15 protein-coding genes are annotated in these 13963 nt (G+C 61.8%); 6 read left to right on the top strand and 9 right to left on the bottom strand.

The window, feature by feature from the left end:
• Window positions 1–309 precede the first annotated feature (309 nt).
• Together CAF90_RS15945 and CAF90_RS15940 are read left to right on the top strand one after the other, a co-directional pair.
• The gene (locus CAF90_RS15945; protein ID WP_085607405.1) at window positions 310–1644 is read left to right on the top strand and encodes a dicarboxylate/amino acid:cation symporter; all 1335 of its coding nucleotides are present in this window, start codon (window positions 310–312) and stop codon (window positions 1642–1644) included.
• Window positions 1645–1789: 145 nt separating this feature from the next.
• Window positions 1790–2971, top strand: a complete 1182-nt coding sequence (locus tag CAF90_RS15940) for a CaiB/BaiF CoA-transferase family protein (RefSeq protein WP_085607403.1) — start codon at window positions 1790–1792, stop codon at window positions 2969–2971.
• A 110-nt stretch (window positions 2972–3081) separates the two neighbouring features.
• Here the strand turns inward: CAF90_RS15940 and CAF90_RS15935 are convergent, their stop codons facing one another.
• Window positions 3082–3576, bottom strand: coding sequence for a SprT family zinc-dependent metalloprotease (locus CAF90_RS15935; protein WP_085607401.1), 495 nt, complete (start codon window positions 3574–3576; stop codon window positions 3082–3084).
• 158 nt (window positions 3577–3734) lie between these two features.
• On the bottom strand, window positions 3735–4337 hold the full coding sequence (locus CAF90_RS15930; RefSeq protein WP_007957761.1) for a Yip1 family protein: 603 nt from the start codon (window positions 4335–4337) through the stop codon (window positions 3735–3737).
• Window positions 4338–4626: 289 nt separating this feature from the next.
• Between CAF90_RS15930 and ttcA the strand changes: the two genes are divergently transcribed.
• Both ttcA and CAF90_RS15920 read left to right on the top strand, forming a co-directional pair.
• Entirely contained in the window at window positions 4627–5451 is an 825-nt protein-coding gene (gene ttcA, locus CAF90_RS15925; protein ID WP_064598661.1) for a tRNA 2-thiocytidine(32) synthetase TtcA, read from the top strand.
• Window positions 5452–5583: 132 nt separating this feature from the next.
• The gene (locus CAF90_RS15920) at window positions 5584–6258 is read left to right on the top strand and encodes a DNA-3-methyladenine glycosylase I (protein ID WP_085607399.1); all 675 of its coding nucleotides are present in this window, start codon (window positions 5584–5586) and stop codon (window positions 6256–6258) included.
• A 129-nt stretch (window positions 6259–6387) separates the two neighbouring features.
• On the opposite strand, the gene CAF90_RS15915 is transcribed toward CAF90_RS15920, so the two are convergent.
• From CAF90_RS15915 to arsC, 3 genes are read right to left on the bottom strand one after another with little or no spacing between them, the layout of a single operon-like run.
• On the bottom strand, window positions 6388–6813 hold the full coding sequence (locus CAF90_RS15915; protein ID WP_085607397.1) for a DUF2069 domain-containing protein: 426 nt from the start codon (window positions 6811–6813) through the stop codon (window positions 6388–6390).
• A 1-nt stretch (window position 6814) separates the two neighbouring features.
• Window positions 6815–7411 (bottom strand): NAD(P)H:quinone oxidoreductase, encoded by a 597-nt coding sequence (wrbA, locus tag CAF90_RS15910; RefSeq protein ID WP_085607395.1) that lies wholly within the window; start codon window positions 7409–7411, stop codon window positions 6815–6817.
• Window positions 7408–7761 (bottom strand): arsenate reductase (glutaredoxin), encoded by a 354-nt coding sequence (gene arsC, locus CAF90_RS15905; protein WP_011335489.1) that lies wholly within the window; start codon window positions 7759–7761, stop codon window positions 7408–7410. Before arsC ends, wrbA begins: the two co-directional genes overlap by 4 nt.
• A gap of 114 nt (window positions 7762–7875) precedes the next feature.
• Here arsC and CAF90_RS15900 point away from each other — a divergent pair, with 114 nt between their 5' ends.
• The gene (locus CAF90_RS15900) at window positions 7876–8343 is read left to right on the top strand and encodes a TlpA disulfide reductase family protein (protein WP_007957768.1); all 468 of its coding nucleotides are present in this window, start codon (window positions 7876–7878) and stop codon (window positions 8341–8343) included.
• 156 nt (window positions 8344–8499) lie between these two features.
• On the opposite strand, the gene CAF90_RS15895 is transcribed toward CAF90_RS15900, so the two are convergent.
• On the bottom strand, window positions 8500–8904 hold the full coding sequence (locus tag CAF90_RS15895; RefSeq protein WP_007957769.1) for an META domain-containing protein: 405 nt from the start codon (window positions 8902–8904) through the stop codon (window positions 8500–8502).
• The gene (locus tag CAF90_RS15890; RefSeq protein WP_007957770.1) at window positions 8904–9338 is read right to left on the bottom strand and encodes a hypothetical protein; all 435 of its coding nucleotides are present in this window, start codon (window positions 9336–9338) and stop codon (window positions 8904–8906) included. The genes CAF90_RS15895 and CAF90_RS15890 overlap by 1 nt, the downstream gene beginning before the upstream one ends.
• Window positions 9339–9471: 133 nt before the next feature.
• Here CAF90_RS15890 and CAF90_RS15885 point away from each other — a divergent pair, with 133 nt between their 5' ends.
• A complete protein-coding gene (locus CAF90_RS15885; RefSeq protein WP_085607393.1) occupies window positions 9472–9912 on the top strand; it encodes a hypothetical protein in 441 nt (146 codons plus the stop codon).
• A gap of 10 nt (window positions 9913–9922) precedes the next feature.
• Here CAF90_RS15885 and CAF90_RS15880 read toward each other — a convergent pair whose 3' ends face one another.
• Both CAF90_RS15880 and CAF90_RS15875 read right to left on the bottom strand, forming a co-directional pair.
• A complete protein-coding gene (locus CAF90_RS15880) occupies window positions 9923–10912 on the bottom strand; it encodes a 2-hydroxyacid dehydrogenase (protein WP_085607391.1) in 990 nt (329 codons plus the stop codon).
• Window positions 10913–10995: 83 nt separating this feature from the next.
• Window positions 10996–13749, bottom strand: coding sequence for a response regulator (locus tag CAF90_RS15875; protein WP_085607470.1), 2754 nt, complete (start codon window positions 13747–13749; stop codon window positions 10996–10998).
• Window positions 13750–13963: the final 214 nt, after the last annotated feature.

Below are 13963 nucleotides of genomic sequence, written 5' to 3'. Positions count from 1 at the left end.
TTGATCGGTAACAAGGCGGATTTCCGCCAAATTGTAGGACGAGGTCGGGCGAGTTGGCGGAAATCCGCCACACTTGAGTAACCGAACGGTGACACAGAAAAAGCCGTATCCCCTGATATCAAAAGGCTTGCAGCGATTTGCACCAAAGTGGCACGACGTTTGCGATAAGAGCGACAGAAGCGTGCGCCGAGCCGGTCCGGAAAAGCGCCGTTCGACACAACAAATCCCTCCAGTGCAGGAGGGTTCGCAATTCAAGTGTCGCGTACAACAGATGGATGTTGCCGCGCGGGACTCTTGAGGAACTTTGCAATGACGACTCGTCAGCCACTGTACAAATCCCTGTATTTCCAGGTGATCGTTGCAATCGCCATCGGCATCCTGCTCGGTCACTTCTACCCTCAGACCGGCGTGGCGCTCAAGCCACTGGGTGACGGGTTCATCAAACTGATCAAAATGGTCATCGCACCGATCATCTTCTGTACCGTTGTCAGCGGCATCGCCGGCATGCAGAACATGAAATCCGTGGGCAAGACCGGCGGCTACGCGCTGCTGTACTTCGAAATCGTTTCCACCATCGCCCTGCTGATCGGTCTGGTCGTGGTCAACGTTGTGCAACCGGGCGCCGGCATGCACATCGACGTCACCACCCTGGACGCCTCGAAAATCGCCACCTATGTGACGGCCAGTAAAGACCAGAGCATTGTTGGCTTCCTCCTCAACGTGATCCCGAACACCATCGTCGGCGCGTTTGCCACCGGTGACATTCTGCAAGTGTTGATGTTCTCGGTGATCTTCGGCTATGCACTGCATCGCCTGGGTTCGTACGGTCGTCCGCTGCTGGACCTGATCGATCGTTTCGCCCACGTCATGTTCAACATCATCAACATGATCATGAAGCTGGCGCCGCTGGGTGCGCTGGGTGCCATGGCCTTCACCATCGGTGCCTACGGTGTCGGCTCGCTGGTGCAACTGGGCCAGTTGATGATCTGCTTCTACATCACCTGCATCCTGTTCGTGCTGGTGGTGCTGGGCGGGATCTGCCGTGCCCACGGTTTCAGCGTGCTGAAGCTGGTGCGTTACATCCGTGAAGAACTGTTGATCGTACTGGGTACGTCCTCGTCCGAATCGGCGCTGCCACGCATGCTGATCAAGATGGAGCGTCTGGGCGCGAAGAAATCGGTGGTGGGTCTGGTCATCCCGACCGGCTACTCGTTCAACCTCGACGGTACTTCGATCTACCTGACCATGGCGGCCGTGTTCATCGCTCAGGCGACCGACACCCACATGGACATCACCCATCAGATCACCCTGCTGCTGGTGCTGCTGTTGTCCTCCAAAGGCGCAGCCGGTGTGACCGGTTCGGGCTTCATCGTACTGGCGGCCACCCTGTCGGCCGTAGGTCACCTGCCGGTGGCCGGTCTGGCACTGATCCTGGGTATCGACCGCTTCATGTCCGAAGCCCGTGCCCTGACCAACCTGGTCGGCAACGCCGTTGCCACCATCGTTGTGGCCAAGTGGGTCAAGGAGCTGGACACCGATGTGCTGCAATCCGAGCTGGCCTCGGGCGGTCGCGGTATCTCCGACGAGCGTGAAGAAGATGACCTGGGTGTGGCCGAAGGCCCGACCCCGAGCAATGTGAAGTAAGCATCGCTTGAATGGAAAAACCCGCTTCGGCGGGTTTTTTCTTGTCTGCTGTTTGAGCGCAACGGTCAGCGCATCTGATGGATCCGGTAATTGCCCCATCGCCGATGGCTGCCTAGGCTGCATGCATCGTTGATGGAGATCGCCCATGTCTGCACCGCTGGCCTCACTGAAGATTCTGGATTTCTCGACCCTGCTGCCGGGGCCGTTCGCCTCGCTGCTGCTGGCGGACATGGGCGCCGAGGTGCTGCGCATCGAATCGCCGACCCGCCTCGACCTGTTGCGGGTGTTGCCGCCGCACGATCACGGCGTCTCGGCCAGTCACGCTTATCTCAATCGCAATAAACGCAGTCTGGCGCTGGACCTCAAGCAGCCCGAGGCGCTGGAGTTGGTGAAGCAGTTGCTGGCGGATTACGACATCGTGCTGGAGCAGTTCCGCCCCGGTGTGATGGCGCGGCTGGGGCTGGGTTACGAGGCGCTGAAGGCGATCAATCCGAAGCTGATTTATGTGTCGATCACCGGTTACGGCCAGACCGGGCCGTACAAGGATCGCGCCGGCCACGACATCAACTATCTGGCGCTGGCCGGGCTCTCCAGCTACACCGGGCGCGCCGACAGCGGGCCGTTGCCGCTGGGCATGCAGGTGGCGGATATCGCGGGTGGCTCGTTGCACGGGGTGATCGGCCTGCTGGCGGCGGTGATTTCCCGCCAGCAGACCGGGCAGGGCACCCATCTGGACGTGAGCATGACTGATTGCGCATTCAGCCTGAACGCCATGGCCGGTGCCGGGTATCTGGCCTGTGGCGAGGAGCCGGGCTGGGAGGATCAGATGCTCAATGGCGGCAGCTTCTACAATTACTACCGCTCCCGCGACGGGCGCTGGATGTCGGTGGGCAGTCTGGAACCGGCCTTTATGCAGCAACTGTGTGCGGCGCTGGGTCGGCCGGAACTGGCGGCGCAGGGCTTGTCACCCAGACCCGAGCAACAGCGGGCGCTCAAGGACGCCTTGAAGGTCGAGTTCGAGAAGCATGATTTTGGCGAATTGTGCGAGCTGTTCGCCGGGATCGATGCCTGTGTCGAACCGGTGTTGAACCTGGGCGAGGCTGTGCGGCATCCGCAATTGCAGGCGCGGGAACTGGTGACGCAAGTGCCGCGTGGGGATGGCTCGGCGCAGGCGCAGATCGCTTGCCCGCTGAAGTTTTCCGAAGCGTTGCCGGCGCCGCGACATGTTGGCGCGGCGCTGGGGCAGCATACGGATCAGGTGTTGGCGGAGTTGGGGTTGAGCCCTGAGCGAATTGCCGAGCTGCGTGCCGCGAAAGTGGTTTTGTAACTCGTTCCCACGCTCTGCGTGGGAATGCCGCCATGGACGCTCCGCGTCCACTGTGACGCAGAGCGTCACGGGATACATTCCCACGCAGAGCGTGGGAACGAGATGGGGACTTACTCGACCCGCATCTCGCCACTGAACACCAATGTGTTCCGGCATCGGCGGCACAAATACCGACGCCCCTGCCTGACCAGGCTATGGCGCTGCGCCGAAAACGGAAAATCGCTATCCGCACACGGGCATTTGTAGATGTAGCGGGTCACGCTACGCCGTTTGATTTCATAGGTATGGCAGCGGTCCGGTGGCAATTCGTAAACGCCGCGCATGATCAGTTGCCACTCCTCGCCGTGGGGCTGGATGCGGTCGCCGAAGAGTTGATGGGCGATCAGGTGCGCGACTTCGTGGGCCACGGTCTGCTTGAGGAAATGTTCGGTGTTTTCCCGGTACAGCTGCGGATTGAAGCGCAGCAGGTTCTCGTGCAGATGCGCGACCCCGGCTTTTTGCCCGCGCAGCTTGAGGCTCACCACGGGGCGTTTGAAGGGACGTTTGAAAAAGGATTCAGCGAGTTGGAAACAGTCTTCGACGCGGGTATTGAGTTGCTCGGGCATGCTTGATGGATCTCCAGAGATTTGGAGTATGCCGCAACCTTTCGGCGTTGCGTATCGCCAAACTGCCGAATGGTCGCGACGTTTATTCCAGGCATGAGAAGGCCGCCTTGCGGCGGCCTGTGTTGGCGGATCTTGTTTTTCTCGGGATGAACCGATTGCTAATTGGTGTAGACGGGCCCCACGCCCAGACCCCAGACAATCACGGTAAACGCCATGATGGCGACCAGCACCACCAGACCCACCGCCAGCACTGAGCTTGAAAACAGGAAACCCTCGTCGGACGGAATGTTCATGAAGGTCGGCAGCCCCACATACAACAGGTACACCGTGTAGCAGATGGCCGCCGTGCCGACGATCATCCCCAGCCACATGTGCGGATAGAGCGCCGCCAGCCCGCCGACAAACAACGGTGTCGCGGTGTAGGTGGCAAATGCCACGCAACGGGCCAGGCTCGGGTTGGCGTCATAGGTGCGGGCCATCCAGTGCACGAAGGCACCCATGACCGCGACCCCGCCGAGCATTGCCAGATAAGACATGATCGTCATCCACAACGCGCTTTCGACGGTGAGCATCACCGGTGCGCGGTTGCCGATCACCCAGCCGACCTGAGTCGTGCCGATAAATGCCGAAACAGCGGGGATCGCCGCCAGAATCAGCGTGTGCGTCAGGTACATGTGGCTGATGCTTTCTTCCTGGTCGCCACGGATTTCCTTCCATTCCTGATCGGGGTGGGTAAAAAGTCCCACTACGTGATGGATCATGCCAGTCACTCCTCTCGTTATTGCCATCGCCCCCCAGCGGAGCGCCTACGGGCCAATGCGGCCGAGCAAATACAGGTCTTCAGATTGTGTGCGACCTTATGTCGCAGTATAGAAAGGTCTTAACCGCACAGGTGATAGGGGCTTAGAGCAAATCGCGCTGTAAAACCTCGGGGTAATCGCGTCGGGGTCTGTGTAAGCAGGCACTTGAGGGGGCGACAACCTGTGGCCACAAGCCAAGTGTTTTTGCGTAAAATGCCCGCCTTTCGTCACACCTCACGGATTTCGCGTCATGGGCACTCTTACGGTCAACCAGAACAAACTGCAAAAGCGCCTGCGCCGCCTGGCCGGCGAAGCCGTCACCGACTTCAACATGATCGAAGACGGCGACAAGGTCATGGTCTGCCTGTCCGGGGGCAAGGACAGCTACACCATGCTCGACGTGCTGATGCACCTGCAGAAGGTTGCACCGATCAAGTTCGAGATCGTCGCCGTGAACATGGACCAGAAGCAGCCGGGCTTTCCCGAGCACGTGCTGCCGGCCTACCTGAAAGAGCTGGGCATCGAGTACCACATCGTCGAGAAGGACACCTACTCGGTGGTGAAGGAACTGATCCCGGAAGGCAAAACCACCTGCTCGCTGTGCTCGCGCCTGCGTCGCGGCACGCTGTACACCTTCGCCGACGAAATCGGCGCGACCAAAATGGCCCTCGGTCATCACCGCGACGACATCGTCGAGACGTTCTTCCTCAACATGTTCTTCAACGGCAGCCTCAAGGCCATGCCGCCGAAGCTGCGCGCCGACGACGGGCGCAACGTGGTGATCCGTCCGCTGGCCTACTGCAACGAGAAAGACATCCAGGCCTACTCGGACTTCAAGCAATTCCCGATCATTCCGTGCAACCTCTGCGGTTCCCAGGAAAACCTGCAGCGTCAGGTGGTCAAGGAAATGCTGGTGGACTGGGAGCGCAAGACCCCGGGCCGCACCGAAAGCATTTTCCGCAGCCTGCAGAACGTGATCCCGTCGCAGCTGGCTGACCGTAACCTGTTTGATTTCACCAGCCTGAAGATTGATGAAACCGCCGCTTCGCGATTCGTCAACGTCGTAAACCTGTAAACACAATCCAAGTGGGAGCGGGCTTGCTCGCGAAGGCGGCGTACCAGTCGATGCATGAGTCGACTGACACTCAGTCTTCGCGAGCAAGCTCGCTCCCACATTGGTTTTTCGTTTCATTCAAAAGGAGAGGGCATGCGCGACTACAAGTGGCTGCACGAATACTGTCTGAACCGCTTCGGTTCGGCGGCTGAACTGGAAGCCCATCTGCCCGTTCCCAAGACCCCGGCGCAACTGCGCAAGATCAGCGACGACCGTTATCTCTCGACCATGGCCCTGCGGGTGTTTCGTGCCGGGCTCAAGCACAGTCTGGTGGACGCCAAATGGCCGGCCTTCGAGGAAGTGTTCTTCAAGTTCGACCCGGAAAAGGTCGTGCTGATGAGCGCCGAACACCTTGAGCGGCTGATGCAGGATGCGCGGATCATCCGTCATCTGGGCAAGCTGAAAAGCGTGCCGCGCAATGCGCAGTTTATTCTGGACGTCGAGAAAGAGCAGGGCAGTTTCGGCGCGTTGCTGGCCGACTGGCCGGTGACCGACATCGTCGGCCTGTGGACCTACCTGAAAAAGCACGGCCATCAATTGGGCGGGCTGTCGGCGCCACGGTTTTTGCGGATGGTCGGCAAGGATACGTTTGTGCCGAGCTACGACGTGGTCGCGGCGTTGAATGCACAGAAGATCGTCGACAAGGCACCCACCAGCCTGCGGGATCTGGCGACGGTGCAGAATGCGTTCAACCAGTGGCATGAAGAGAGTGGCGGACGGCCGATGAGCCAGATCTCGATGATGCTGGCGTATACCGTCAACCATTGAGCCTAGGGTGATCGTTCCCACGCTCTGCGTGGGAATGCCGCCCGGGACGCTCTGCGTCCCTGAGACGCGGAGCGTCTCTTGATGCATTCCCACGCGGAGCGTGGGAACGATCTTGGAGTTGGAGCGCAGTCAGGCGACGGAGATTTTGCCTTCGCCCGCCAGTTTGCGATTCAACTGATACCGCCACCGCACATACAACAGCGCCGAGCAGAACACCGCCAGACTGGCGATCATCTCCAGCACGCCAAACAGCTGCCGGCTCGGGTCATACGCGGCCAGTGCGCCCTTGATGAAATACAGATTCACCACAAAGCACATCCATGAATGCCCGCGTGCGCTGCCCATGATCATGCCCGGTGCGAGCACGATCCACGGGATCAGCTCGATCAGCAGAATCACCCACGGCCGTGCGCCGTGCAGGTCGGCGAACACCAGGTAATACGCGGCGAGCAGTCCGGCCAGGCCGAAAAAGCACAGCAGACTGATCACCCGCATGGCCCGCACCCGTGGCTCGAGCCATTCGACGGCGGGCAGGACTTTCGGCTTTCTGGCCATCTCAGTTCCCCAGTTTCTGGGCCGTCTTGGCCAGGCGTGCGCCGAGGGCGCGGCACAGCGCCACTTCGTGTTGATCGAGACCGCTTTTACCGTCGGCCCCGGCGTGATGGCTGGCACCGTACGGCGTGCCGCCGCCCTGGGTTTCCAGCAGCGCCGATTCGCTGTAAGGCAGGCCGGTGATCAGCATGCCGTGGTGCAGCAGCGGCAGCATCATCGACAGCAGGGTGGTTTCCTGACCGCCGTGCAGGCTGGCGGTGGAGGTGAACACCCCGGCCGGTTTGCCGACCAGCGCGCCGGTCAGCCACAGGTTGCTGGTGCCGTCGAGGAAGTACTTGAGCGGCGCGGCCATGTTGCCGAAACGGGTCGGGCTGCCGAGGGCCAGGCCGGCGCAGTTCTTCAGGTCATCCAGCGTGGCGTACAGCGCTCCTTCATCAGGAATGTCCGGCGCCACGGCTTCGCACTCGGTGGAGATCGCCGGCACGGTGCGCAGTCGCGCTTCGAGGCCGGCCTGCTCGACGCCACGGGCGATCTGCCGGGCCATCTCGTTGGTCGAACCGCTGCGGCTGTAATACAGAACCAGAATGTACGGCGTACTCACGGCAACAGCTCCAGGATCTGCTCCGGTGGACGGCCGATGACGGCTTTGTCGCCGGCTTCGAGAATCGGTCGCTCCATCAGCTTCGGATGCGCCGCGATCGCTTCAATCAATTGTTTTTCGGTGAGACTGGCGTCGGCCAGGTTCAGGGTCTTGTACTCGTCTTCGCCGGTGCGCAGCAGTTGCCGTGCACTGATTCCCAGCTTGCCGAGCAAGGCCTTGATCTGCGCGGCGTCCAGCGGGGTTTCGAGGTAGCGCACCACGTTCGGCGTCAGGCCTCGGGCTTCGAGCAGTTCGAGCGCACCGCGGGATTTCGAGCAGCGCGGGTTGTGATAAAGCGTCAGATCGGTCATGGGCGGGTCGCTTCTTGCGTAGAGTGGCGGCTATTCTAACTGTGCAGCGCGCAATCCAGAACCTTGGGAGGCGATGGGTCGCAGGCGCATTCAATTTTTCACAAGGAACACGACATGACACGGGCACTGGCAGCGGCATTGACGATCATCGGGGCGTTGATGCTGGGGGGCTGCGGTAACGACTACGGCATCGACCAGAACGGACAGAAAGTGGCGTCCGAGCGCCTCGACAAACAATGGGTCGTGCTCAACTACTGGGCCGAATGGTGCGGCCCGTGCCGCACGGAAATCCCGGAACTCAATCACCTGGCCGACGAGCTCAAGGGCAAGAAGATCGGCGTGTTCGGGGTCAACTTCGACAACGTGCAGGGTGAAGAGCTGAAGAGCGCCAGCGAGAAGCTGGGCATCAAGTTCACCGTGCTGGCGCAGGATCCGTCGGAACTGTTCGAACTGCCGCGCAGTGAAGCCTTGCCGGTGACTTACATCATCGACAACAAGGGCAAGGTGCGGGAACAGTTGATGGGCGAGCAGACGGCGGCGGGGGTGATGGCGAAGCTTGAGGCGTTGCAGGCGACCAACTGATTCGCCTTGGCTGATCGTCGCTGATCGTTCCCACGCTCTGCGTGGGAATGCATCCCGTGACGCTCTGCGTCACAGCGGACGCGGAGCGTCCGGGGCGGCGTTACCACGCAGAGCGTGGGAACGATCACGCGCTGTGCGTGGGAACGATTCGAAGGATCAACCTTCTTCCAGCCACCAGCGCAACGGCTTGCCTTCAGCAGGCCAGAAGCGCATCTGCTCGATCGGCGAGATGTCCCAGCGTTCCACGTGTTCCAGGGCCTGGAGGAAGCGTTGCTCCTGCTCCATCAGTGCCGGTGCGCAGAGTTTGCGGGTCTTGCCGATCTTGCCGAAGCTCAGCTTGTCGCCTTCCAGGGTGTACGGCGCGAACCAGTGGTTGCAGCCGCCATTACCGTACGCCCGGCCATCATCGCCGAGGGTCACGGTCAGGTGGCTGTAGTCCATCAGCGGACGCTCGCCGATCCATTCCAGAATGTAACTGCGGTTCTGTTGCAGTTGTACAGGCTCCGCGGCGCAACCCATCAGGCCGGCGCCGACAGCGGCGGTCAGGGCCAGGTGTTTCATCACGCCGGCTCCTGGCATTTCGGGCACAGGTGCTTGTCGCCGACGGCTTTCCAGCCCAGCTCCGCAATACGTGCCGTGGCGGCCGGTTTTTCCGCAGGCTTGCCCAGTTTGGCGTCCACCGCGAATTCGAAGCTCAGCTCTTTGGCGCAACTGTCGCAGTTGACCTGCCAGGTGTGGATCGCCAGCTCACCGAACACCGGGCCGGTGGTCATAGCAGTCCATTGACCCGGCGGGTTGATCAGGTGGCGGACGGTGTCGACGGTCAGGCGCATGGACAAGTCCTTGCTGCCTTTGAGGGTCACGACCAGCACGTCGCCGATGCGGATCGAGCCACCGTTGCCGGTGACCTGATAACGGCCCGGAACCAGGGCGCGGCATTCGGTGAGGGTGTGTTGCGGGTTCATCAGGGTGTAGCGGAAATCGTGTTCGACCATGGGTCCTCCAAATATGCGCGACATGCTAGCACGGGCTTGATTGCAGAATGATGCGCGCGTGCGACCTTCGATCAGGTTCAAATCGACACCGCAGTCGTGGCAAACTGCCGCCTTCATTTTCAAGGAACGGAACATGGCGCTGATCGAATGTTATGAATGCAAGCGGAGCATCAGCTCCGAAGCCACGGCGTGCATTCATTGCGGGGCTCCGCTGGCAGATGCACAGGCTCCTCACGCCGAAAAGGGCGCGTCGACGATTTCCTTTGGCAGCCTGCCGCGTAACAAGGCAGTGCCCGAGGCCTTCGTTCCGCCGCCGGCTCCCGAGCGGCCGAAGATCATGCCGGCGGCGGCGGGGCGACGCCGTCGTTCGCAGCCTGTCGAACCGGTGTTGAACCCGGACGGTTCGCGCCCGGTGGAAGGCTGGCTGAAGATCATGGCGTTTCTGATGCCGCTGGTGTTTGTCTGGTTCCTGCTGCGCAGCGGCCACTCCCTCAAGCAACGTTTGCTGGGGTTCGGCTGGCTGGCGCTGTTGATCCTGTGCGTGGCGATTACCCCGACGCCGCCCCCGGTCTGAGTCCGATCCCTCAGCCTTCGACCTGGTTCTGCGGCGTACCTGCCGCCCAGGTCGCGATGTTGTGCAAGGTGGTCGCGGCAATCGCGCCCAGCGCCTCATGGGTCAGGAATGCCTGATGCGCAGTGACGATCACATTCGGGAACGTCAGCAGCCGCGCCAGCACGTCGTCCTGTAGCGGCAGATCGGAGCGATCTTCGAAGAACAGCTGCGCCTCCTCTTCATATACATCCAGTCCCAGATAACCGAGCTGGCCGTCCTTCAGGGCGTCGATGAGCGCCGGCGTGTCCACCAGACCGCCGCGCCCGGTGTTGATCAGCATTGCCCCCGGTTGCATGTGCGCCAGCGAATCGCGGTTGATCAGGTGACGGCTCTGTTCGTTGAGCGGGCAGTGCAGGCTGATGATACGTGCTTGCGCCAGCAGGTCCGGCAGGCTCAGGTAGCGTGCGCCCAAGGCTTCGACGGCAGGGTTCGGATAAGGGTCGTAAGCCAGCAGTTCACAGCCGAAACCGTGCATGATCTTCGCAAAGGTCGCGCCGATCTGTCCGGTGCCGACGATGCCGACGGTTTTGCCCACCAGATCGAAACCGGTGAGCCCGTGCAGGCTGAAATCACCTTCGCGGGTGCGGTTGTAGGCGCGGTGCAGACGGCGGTTGAGGGCGAGGATCAACGCCACCGCATGTTCGGCCACCGCATGGGGCGAGTAGGCCGGTACGCGCACGACAGCCAGCCCCAGACGTTTGGCGACGGCCAGATCCACATGGTTGTAGCCGGCCGAACGCAAGGCGATCAGGCGAGTGCCGCCCGCAGCCAGACGTTCGAGCACCGGCGCGCTCAGGTCATCGTTGATGAACGCGCAGACCACTTCGTGATGTTCGGCCAGCGCTGCGGTATCGAGGCTGAGCCGGGCTGACTGGAAGTGCAGTTCGATCCCGGCCGGGCAGTCGGCGGCGAGGAAACTGTCGCGGTCGTAGGTCTGGCTGCTGAAAACGATCGTGCGCATGAAATCCTCCTGGAGCATCGACGCGGGCGCAAATCACCCGCGACAACTTTAGCTGCGTCGGCGTTGACCGGCATTGCCGTGGATCAGGCGCTGATCTTCGCCTGGGCCGCCAGACGATTGATCGCCCGTTCCAGCTCGTCCAGCGCGGTCGAGGCTTTGGGATCCTGTTGCTTGAGCAGGGTTTCGCTGCGCTGGCAGGCGGCGCGCAATTGCGGCACACCGCAGTAACGCGTGGCGCCGTGCAGGCGGTGCACCCGTTCGAGCAGACTGTTCTGATCCTGATTGTCGCGGGCCGTGCGGATGGCTTCGCGATCAGCCTCGAGCGAGGCCAGCAGCATCGCCAGCATGTCCGCCGCCAGATCCGCTTTGCCGGCGGCCAGGCGCAAACCTTCCTCGTGATCGAGAATCGGCAGTTCCTGATTGCCCAGCAGGCTTTCGCCGCCACGGTCCGGCGCCTGATTGCGCAACGCAAGGCCCGTCCACTTCAGCACCACCTGCGCCAGTTGCCGCTCGCTGATCGGCTTGGTCAGGTAGTCGTCCATGCCGCTTTGCAGCAGCGCGCGTTTTTCATTGGCCATGGCGTGAGCGGTGAGGGCAACGATTGGCAACGGCGTGCAGTGCCGCTCGCTTTCCCACTGGCGAATGGTTTCGGTGCTCTGGCGTCCGTCCATGCCGGGCATCTGCACGTCCATCAGCACCAGATCGAAGGTTTCGTTCTGCACTGCCTTGACCGCGGCGTAACCGCTTTCCACGGCCAGCACCTTGGCGCCCATGTCTTCGAGCAGCGTCTGCACCAGCAACAGGTTGGCCGGGTTGTCGTCGACACAAAGCACTTTCGGTGCGCGGCTCGACAACGGTTCGCCCGGTTCGCTGCGCGGCTGGCGCGGGTTGACCATGTCTGACAAGGCCCGGCGCAGTTTGCGGGTGCAGGCCGGTTTCGATTGCAGCTGACTGTGAGGGTTGGGCACCGACAGGTGATAAAGCGTCAGCTCGGTGGTCGGGCACAACACCAGCACCCGGCAACCGAGGTGTTCAAGGTCCCAGATGTGCTGGTTGAGGCGTTCCGGCGGCATGTCATTGCTGGTGATGCCGAGCACGGCCAGATCGATGGCCTGATCGGTCTGATGGGCGCCGGTAACGCCATTGGTCAGGCTTTCCAGGGTATTGAACGGCGTGACGTCGAGGCCGCAGTCTTCCAGTTGATGCTGCAGGGCCTGACGCGCCAGTTCGTGGTTTTCCAGTACCGCCACCCGACGCCCGAGCAAGGGCGCGGAAGGCAGGTCTTCGGCGTCGTCGCGGGTCTTGGGCAGGTTCAGGCTGATCCAGAATTCCGAGCCTTCCCCCGGCGTGCTGTCGACGCCGATCTCGCCGCCCATCTGTTCGATCAGGCGCTTGGAAATCACCAGCCCCAGACCGGTGCCGCCGGGTTGGCGCGACAGCGAGTTGTCAGCCTGGCTGAAGGCCTGGAACAACGCGCGCACGTCCTGGTTCGACAAACCGATGCCGGTGTCCTGAATGCTGATGCGCAACTGCACGCTGTCGTCGTTTTCTTCTTCGAGCATGGCGCGGGCGACGATGGTGCCTTCGCGGGTGAACTTGATCGCGTTGCTCACCAGGTTGGTCAGGATCTGCTTGAGGCGCAGCGGATCGCCGACCAGCGACAGCGGCGTGTCGCGGTACACCAGACTCACCAGTTCCAGCTGCTTGGCGTGGGCAGCGGGGGCGAGGATGGTCAGGGTGTCCTGCAACAGGTCGCGCAGGTTGAACGGGATATGGTCGAGCACCAGCTTGCCGGCCTCGATCTTCGAGAAATCGAGGATCTCGTTGATGATCCCCAGCAGGCTGTCGGCGGACTTTTCGATGGTGCCCAGGTAGTCGAGCTGGCGCGGGGTCAGCTCGCTTTTCTGCAACAGGTGGGTGAAGCCGAGAATGCCGTTGAGCGGCGTGCGGATTTCATGGCTCATGTTGGCGAGGAATTCGGATTTGATCCGGCTCGCTTCCAGCGCTTCCTTGCGGGCCAGGTCCAGCTCGATGTTCTGGATCTCGATGGTTTCCAGGTTCTGGCGCACGTCTTCGGTGGCCTGATCGACGCTGTGCTGCAATTCTTCGCGGGCGTTTTGCAGGGTGCCGGCCATGCGGTTGATGCCGGACGCCAGTTCATCCAGTTCCTGGCTGCCCAGCGGTGGCAGACGGGTTTCCAGGTGACCGTCCTTGAGCTGCGCGACGGCCTGTTTGATCTGGCTCAGCGGGCGGTTGATCGTGCGGCCCATGCGCAAGGCCAGCAGCGCGGCGCCGGCCAGTCCTGCGCCGATCAGCAGCAGGCTGGCGAACAGGCTTCGATAGCCGCGCAACAACATGCCGTTGTGCGACAGCTCCAGTTCGACCCAGCCGAGCAGGCGGTCGGACTCTTGCGGGATCAGCTCGCCAGCGAGGTTGCGGTGTTTGCCGAAGACCGGCAGCAGATAGCGGGTGGCGTCGTTGCCGCTGCGTCGCAGCAAGTGCGCGCTGTCGCCGCTCGGTGCCTGATTGAGCATGGTCGGGCCGGCGTGGGCGAGGGGAGCGCGGTCGGGCGCGAGGAAAGTCACGGCGCGCACGTCCGGTTGTTCGAGGGACTGGGTGGCGATGCGCTCGAGCAGTTCGGCATCGCCGTGGCCCATGGCCGGTGCCACCAGCGGAGCCAGTTGCTCGGCGATCATTTCGCCGCGCTGCATCAGTTGGGTTTGCAGGTCGGACTGCTGCGTCCAGGTGAAATACCCGCCCAGCACCAGTGCCATCAGGCTGGTCGGCAACAGGGTCAGCAACAATACGCGACCTTTGATTCCCAGTTTCTTGAGCACGCCTTTCTCCTGCATCCCGCTGATCGTTGACTCACACGTGCGTCCGGCACGCGGTATCGGCGCAGTGTAGCGATTTGCTTGCGGGCAATCTTGGGAAAAATGATGTCGTCGTCCTTCGCTTGGGGAGCGGTCATCTGTCCGACAGGTCAAGCTTGGGTTGCCGGGCGCCGGGCAATCTTGAATAATCGCCCAACTGAGAATTATTTGCAGATAG

It is taken from the genome of Pseudomonas sp. B37(2017) (assembly GCF_002112885.1).
GTDB lineage: Bacteria > Pseudomonadota > Gammaproteobacteria > Pseudomonadales > Pseudomonadaceae > Aquipseudomonas > Aquipseudomonas paraglycinae.
The sequence above is the reverse complement of the archived record's forward strand: the minus strand, read 5'-3'. Positions and strand labels throughout refer to the sequence as shown.

Coding starts and splice junctions, on each gene's coding strand:
- CAF90_RS15945 (WP_085607405.1), top strand. CDS start 310: ATGACGACTCGTCAGCCACTGTACAAATCCCTGTATTTCCAGGTGATC.
- CAF90_RS15940 (WP_085607403.1), top strand. CDS start 1,790: ATGTCTGCACCGCTGGCCTCACTGAAGATTCTGGATTTCTCGACCCTG.
- CAF90_RS15935 (WP_085607401.1), bottom strand. CDS start 3,576: ATGCCCGAGCAACTCAATACCCGCGTCGAAGACTGTTTCCAACTCGCT.
- CAF90_RS15930 (WP_007957761.1), bottom strand. CDS start 4,337: ATGATCCATCACGTAGTGGGACTTTTTACCCACCCCGATCAGGAATGG.
- ttcA (WP_064598661.1), top strand. CDS start 4,627: ATGGGCACTCTTACGGTCAACCAGAACAAACTGCAAAAGCGCCTGCGC.
- CAF90_RS15920 (WP_085607399.1), top strand. CDS start 5,584: ATGCGCGACTACAAGTGGCTGCACGAATACTGTCTGAACCGCTTCGGT.
- CAF90_RS15915 (WP_085607397.1), bottom strand. CDS start 6,813: ATGGCCAGAAAGCCGAAAGTCCTGCCCGCCGTCGAATGGCTCGAGCCA.
- arsC (WP_011335489.1), bottom strand. CDS start 7,761: ATGACCGATCTGACGCTTTATCACAACCCGCGCTGCTCGAAATCCCGC.
- CAF90_RS15900 (WP_007957768.1), top strand. CDS start 7,876: ATGACACGGGCACTGGCAGCGGCATTGACGATCATCGGGGCGTTGATG.
- CAF90_RS15895 (WP_007957769.1), bottom strand. CDS start 8,904: ATGAAACACCTGGCCCTGACCGCCGCTGTCGGCGCCGGCCTGATGGGT.
- CAF90_RS15890 (WP_007957770.1), bottom strand. CDS start 9,338: ATGGTCGAACACGATTTCCGCTACACCCTGATGAACCCGCAACACACC.
- CAF90_RS15885 (WP_085607393.1), top strand. CDS start 9,472: ATGGCGCTGATCGAATGTTATGAATGCAAGCGGAGCATCAGCTCCGAA.
- CAF90_RS15880 (WP_085607391.1), bottom strand. CDS start 10,912: ATGCGCACGATCGTTTTCAGCAGCCAGACCTACGACCGCGACAGTTTC.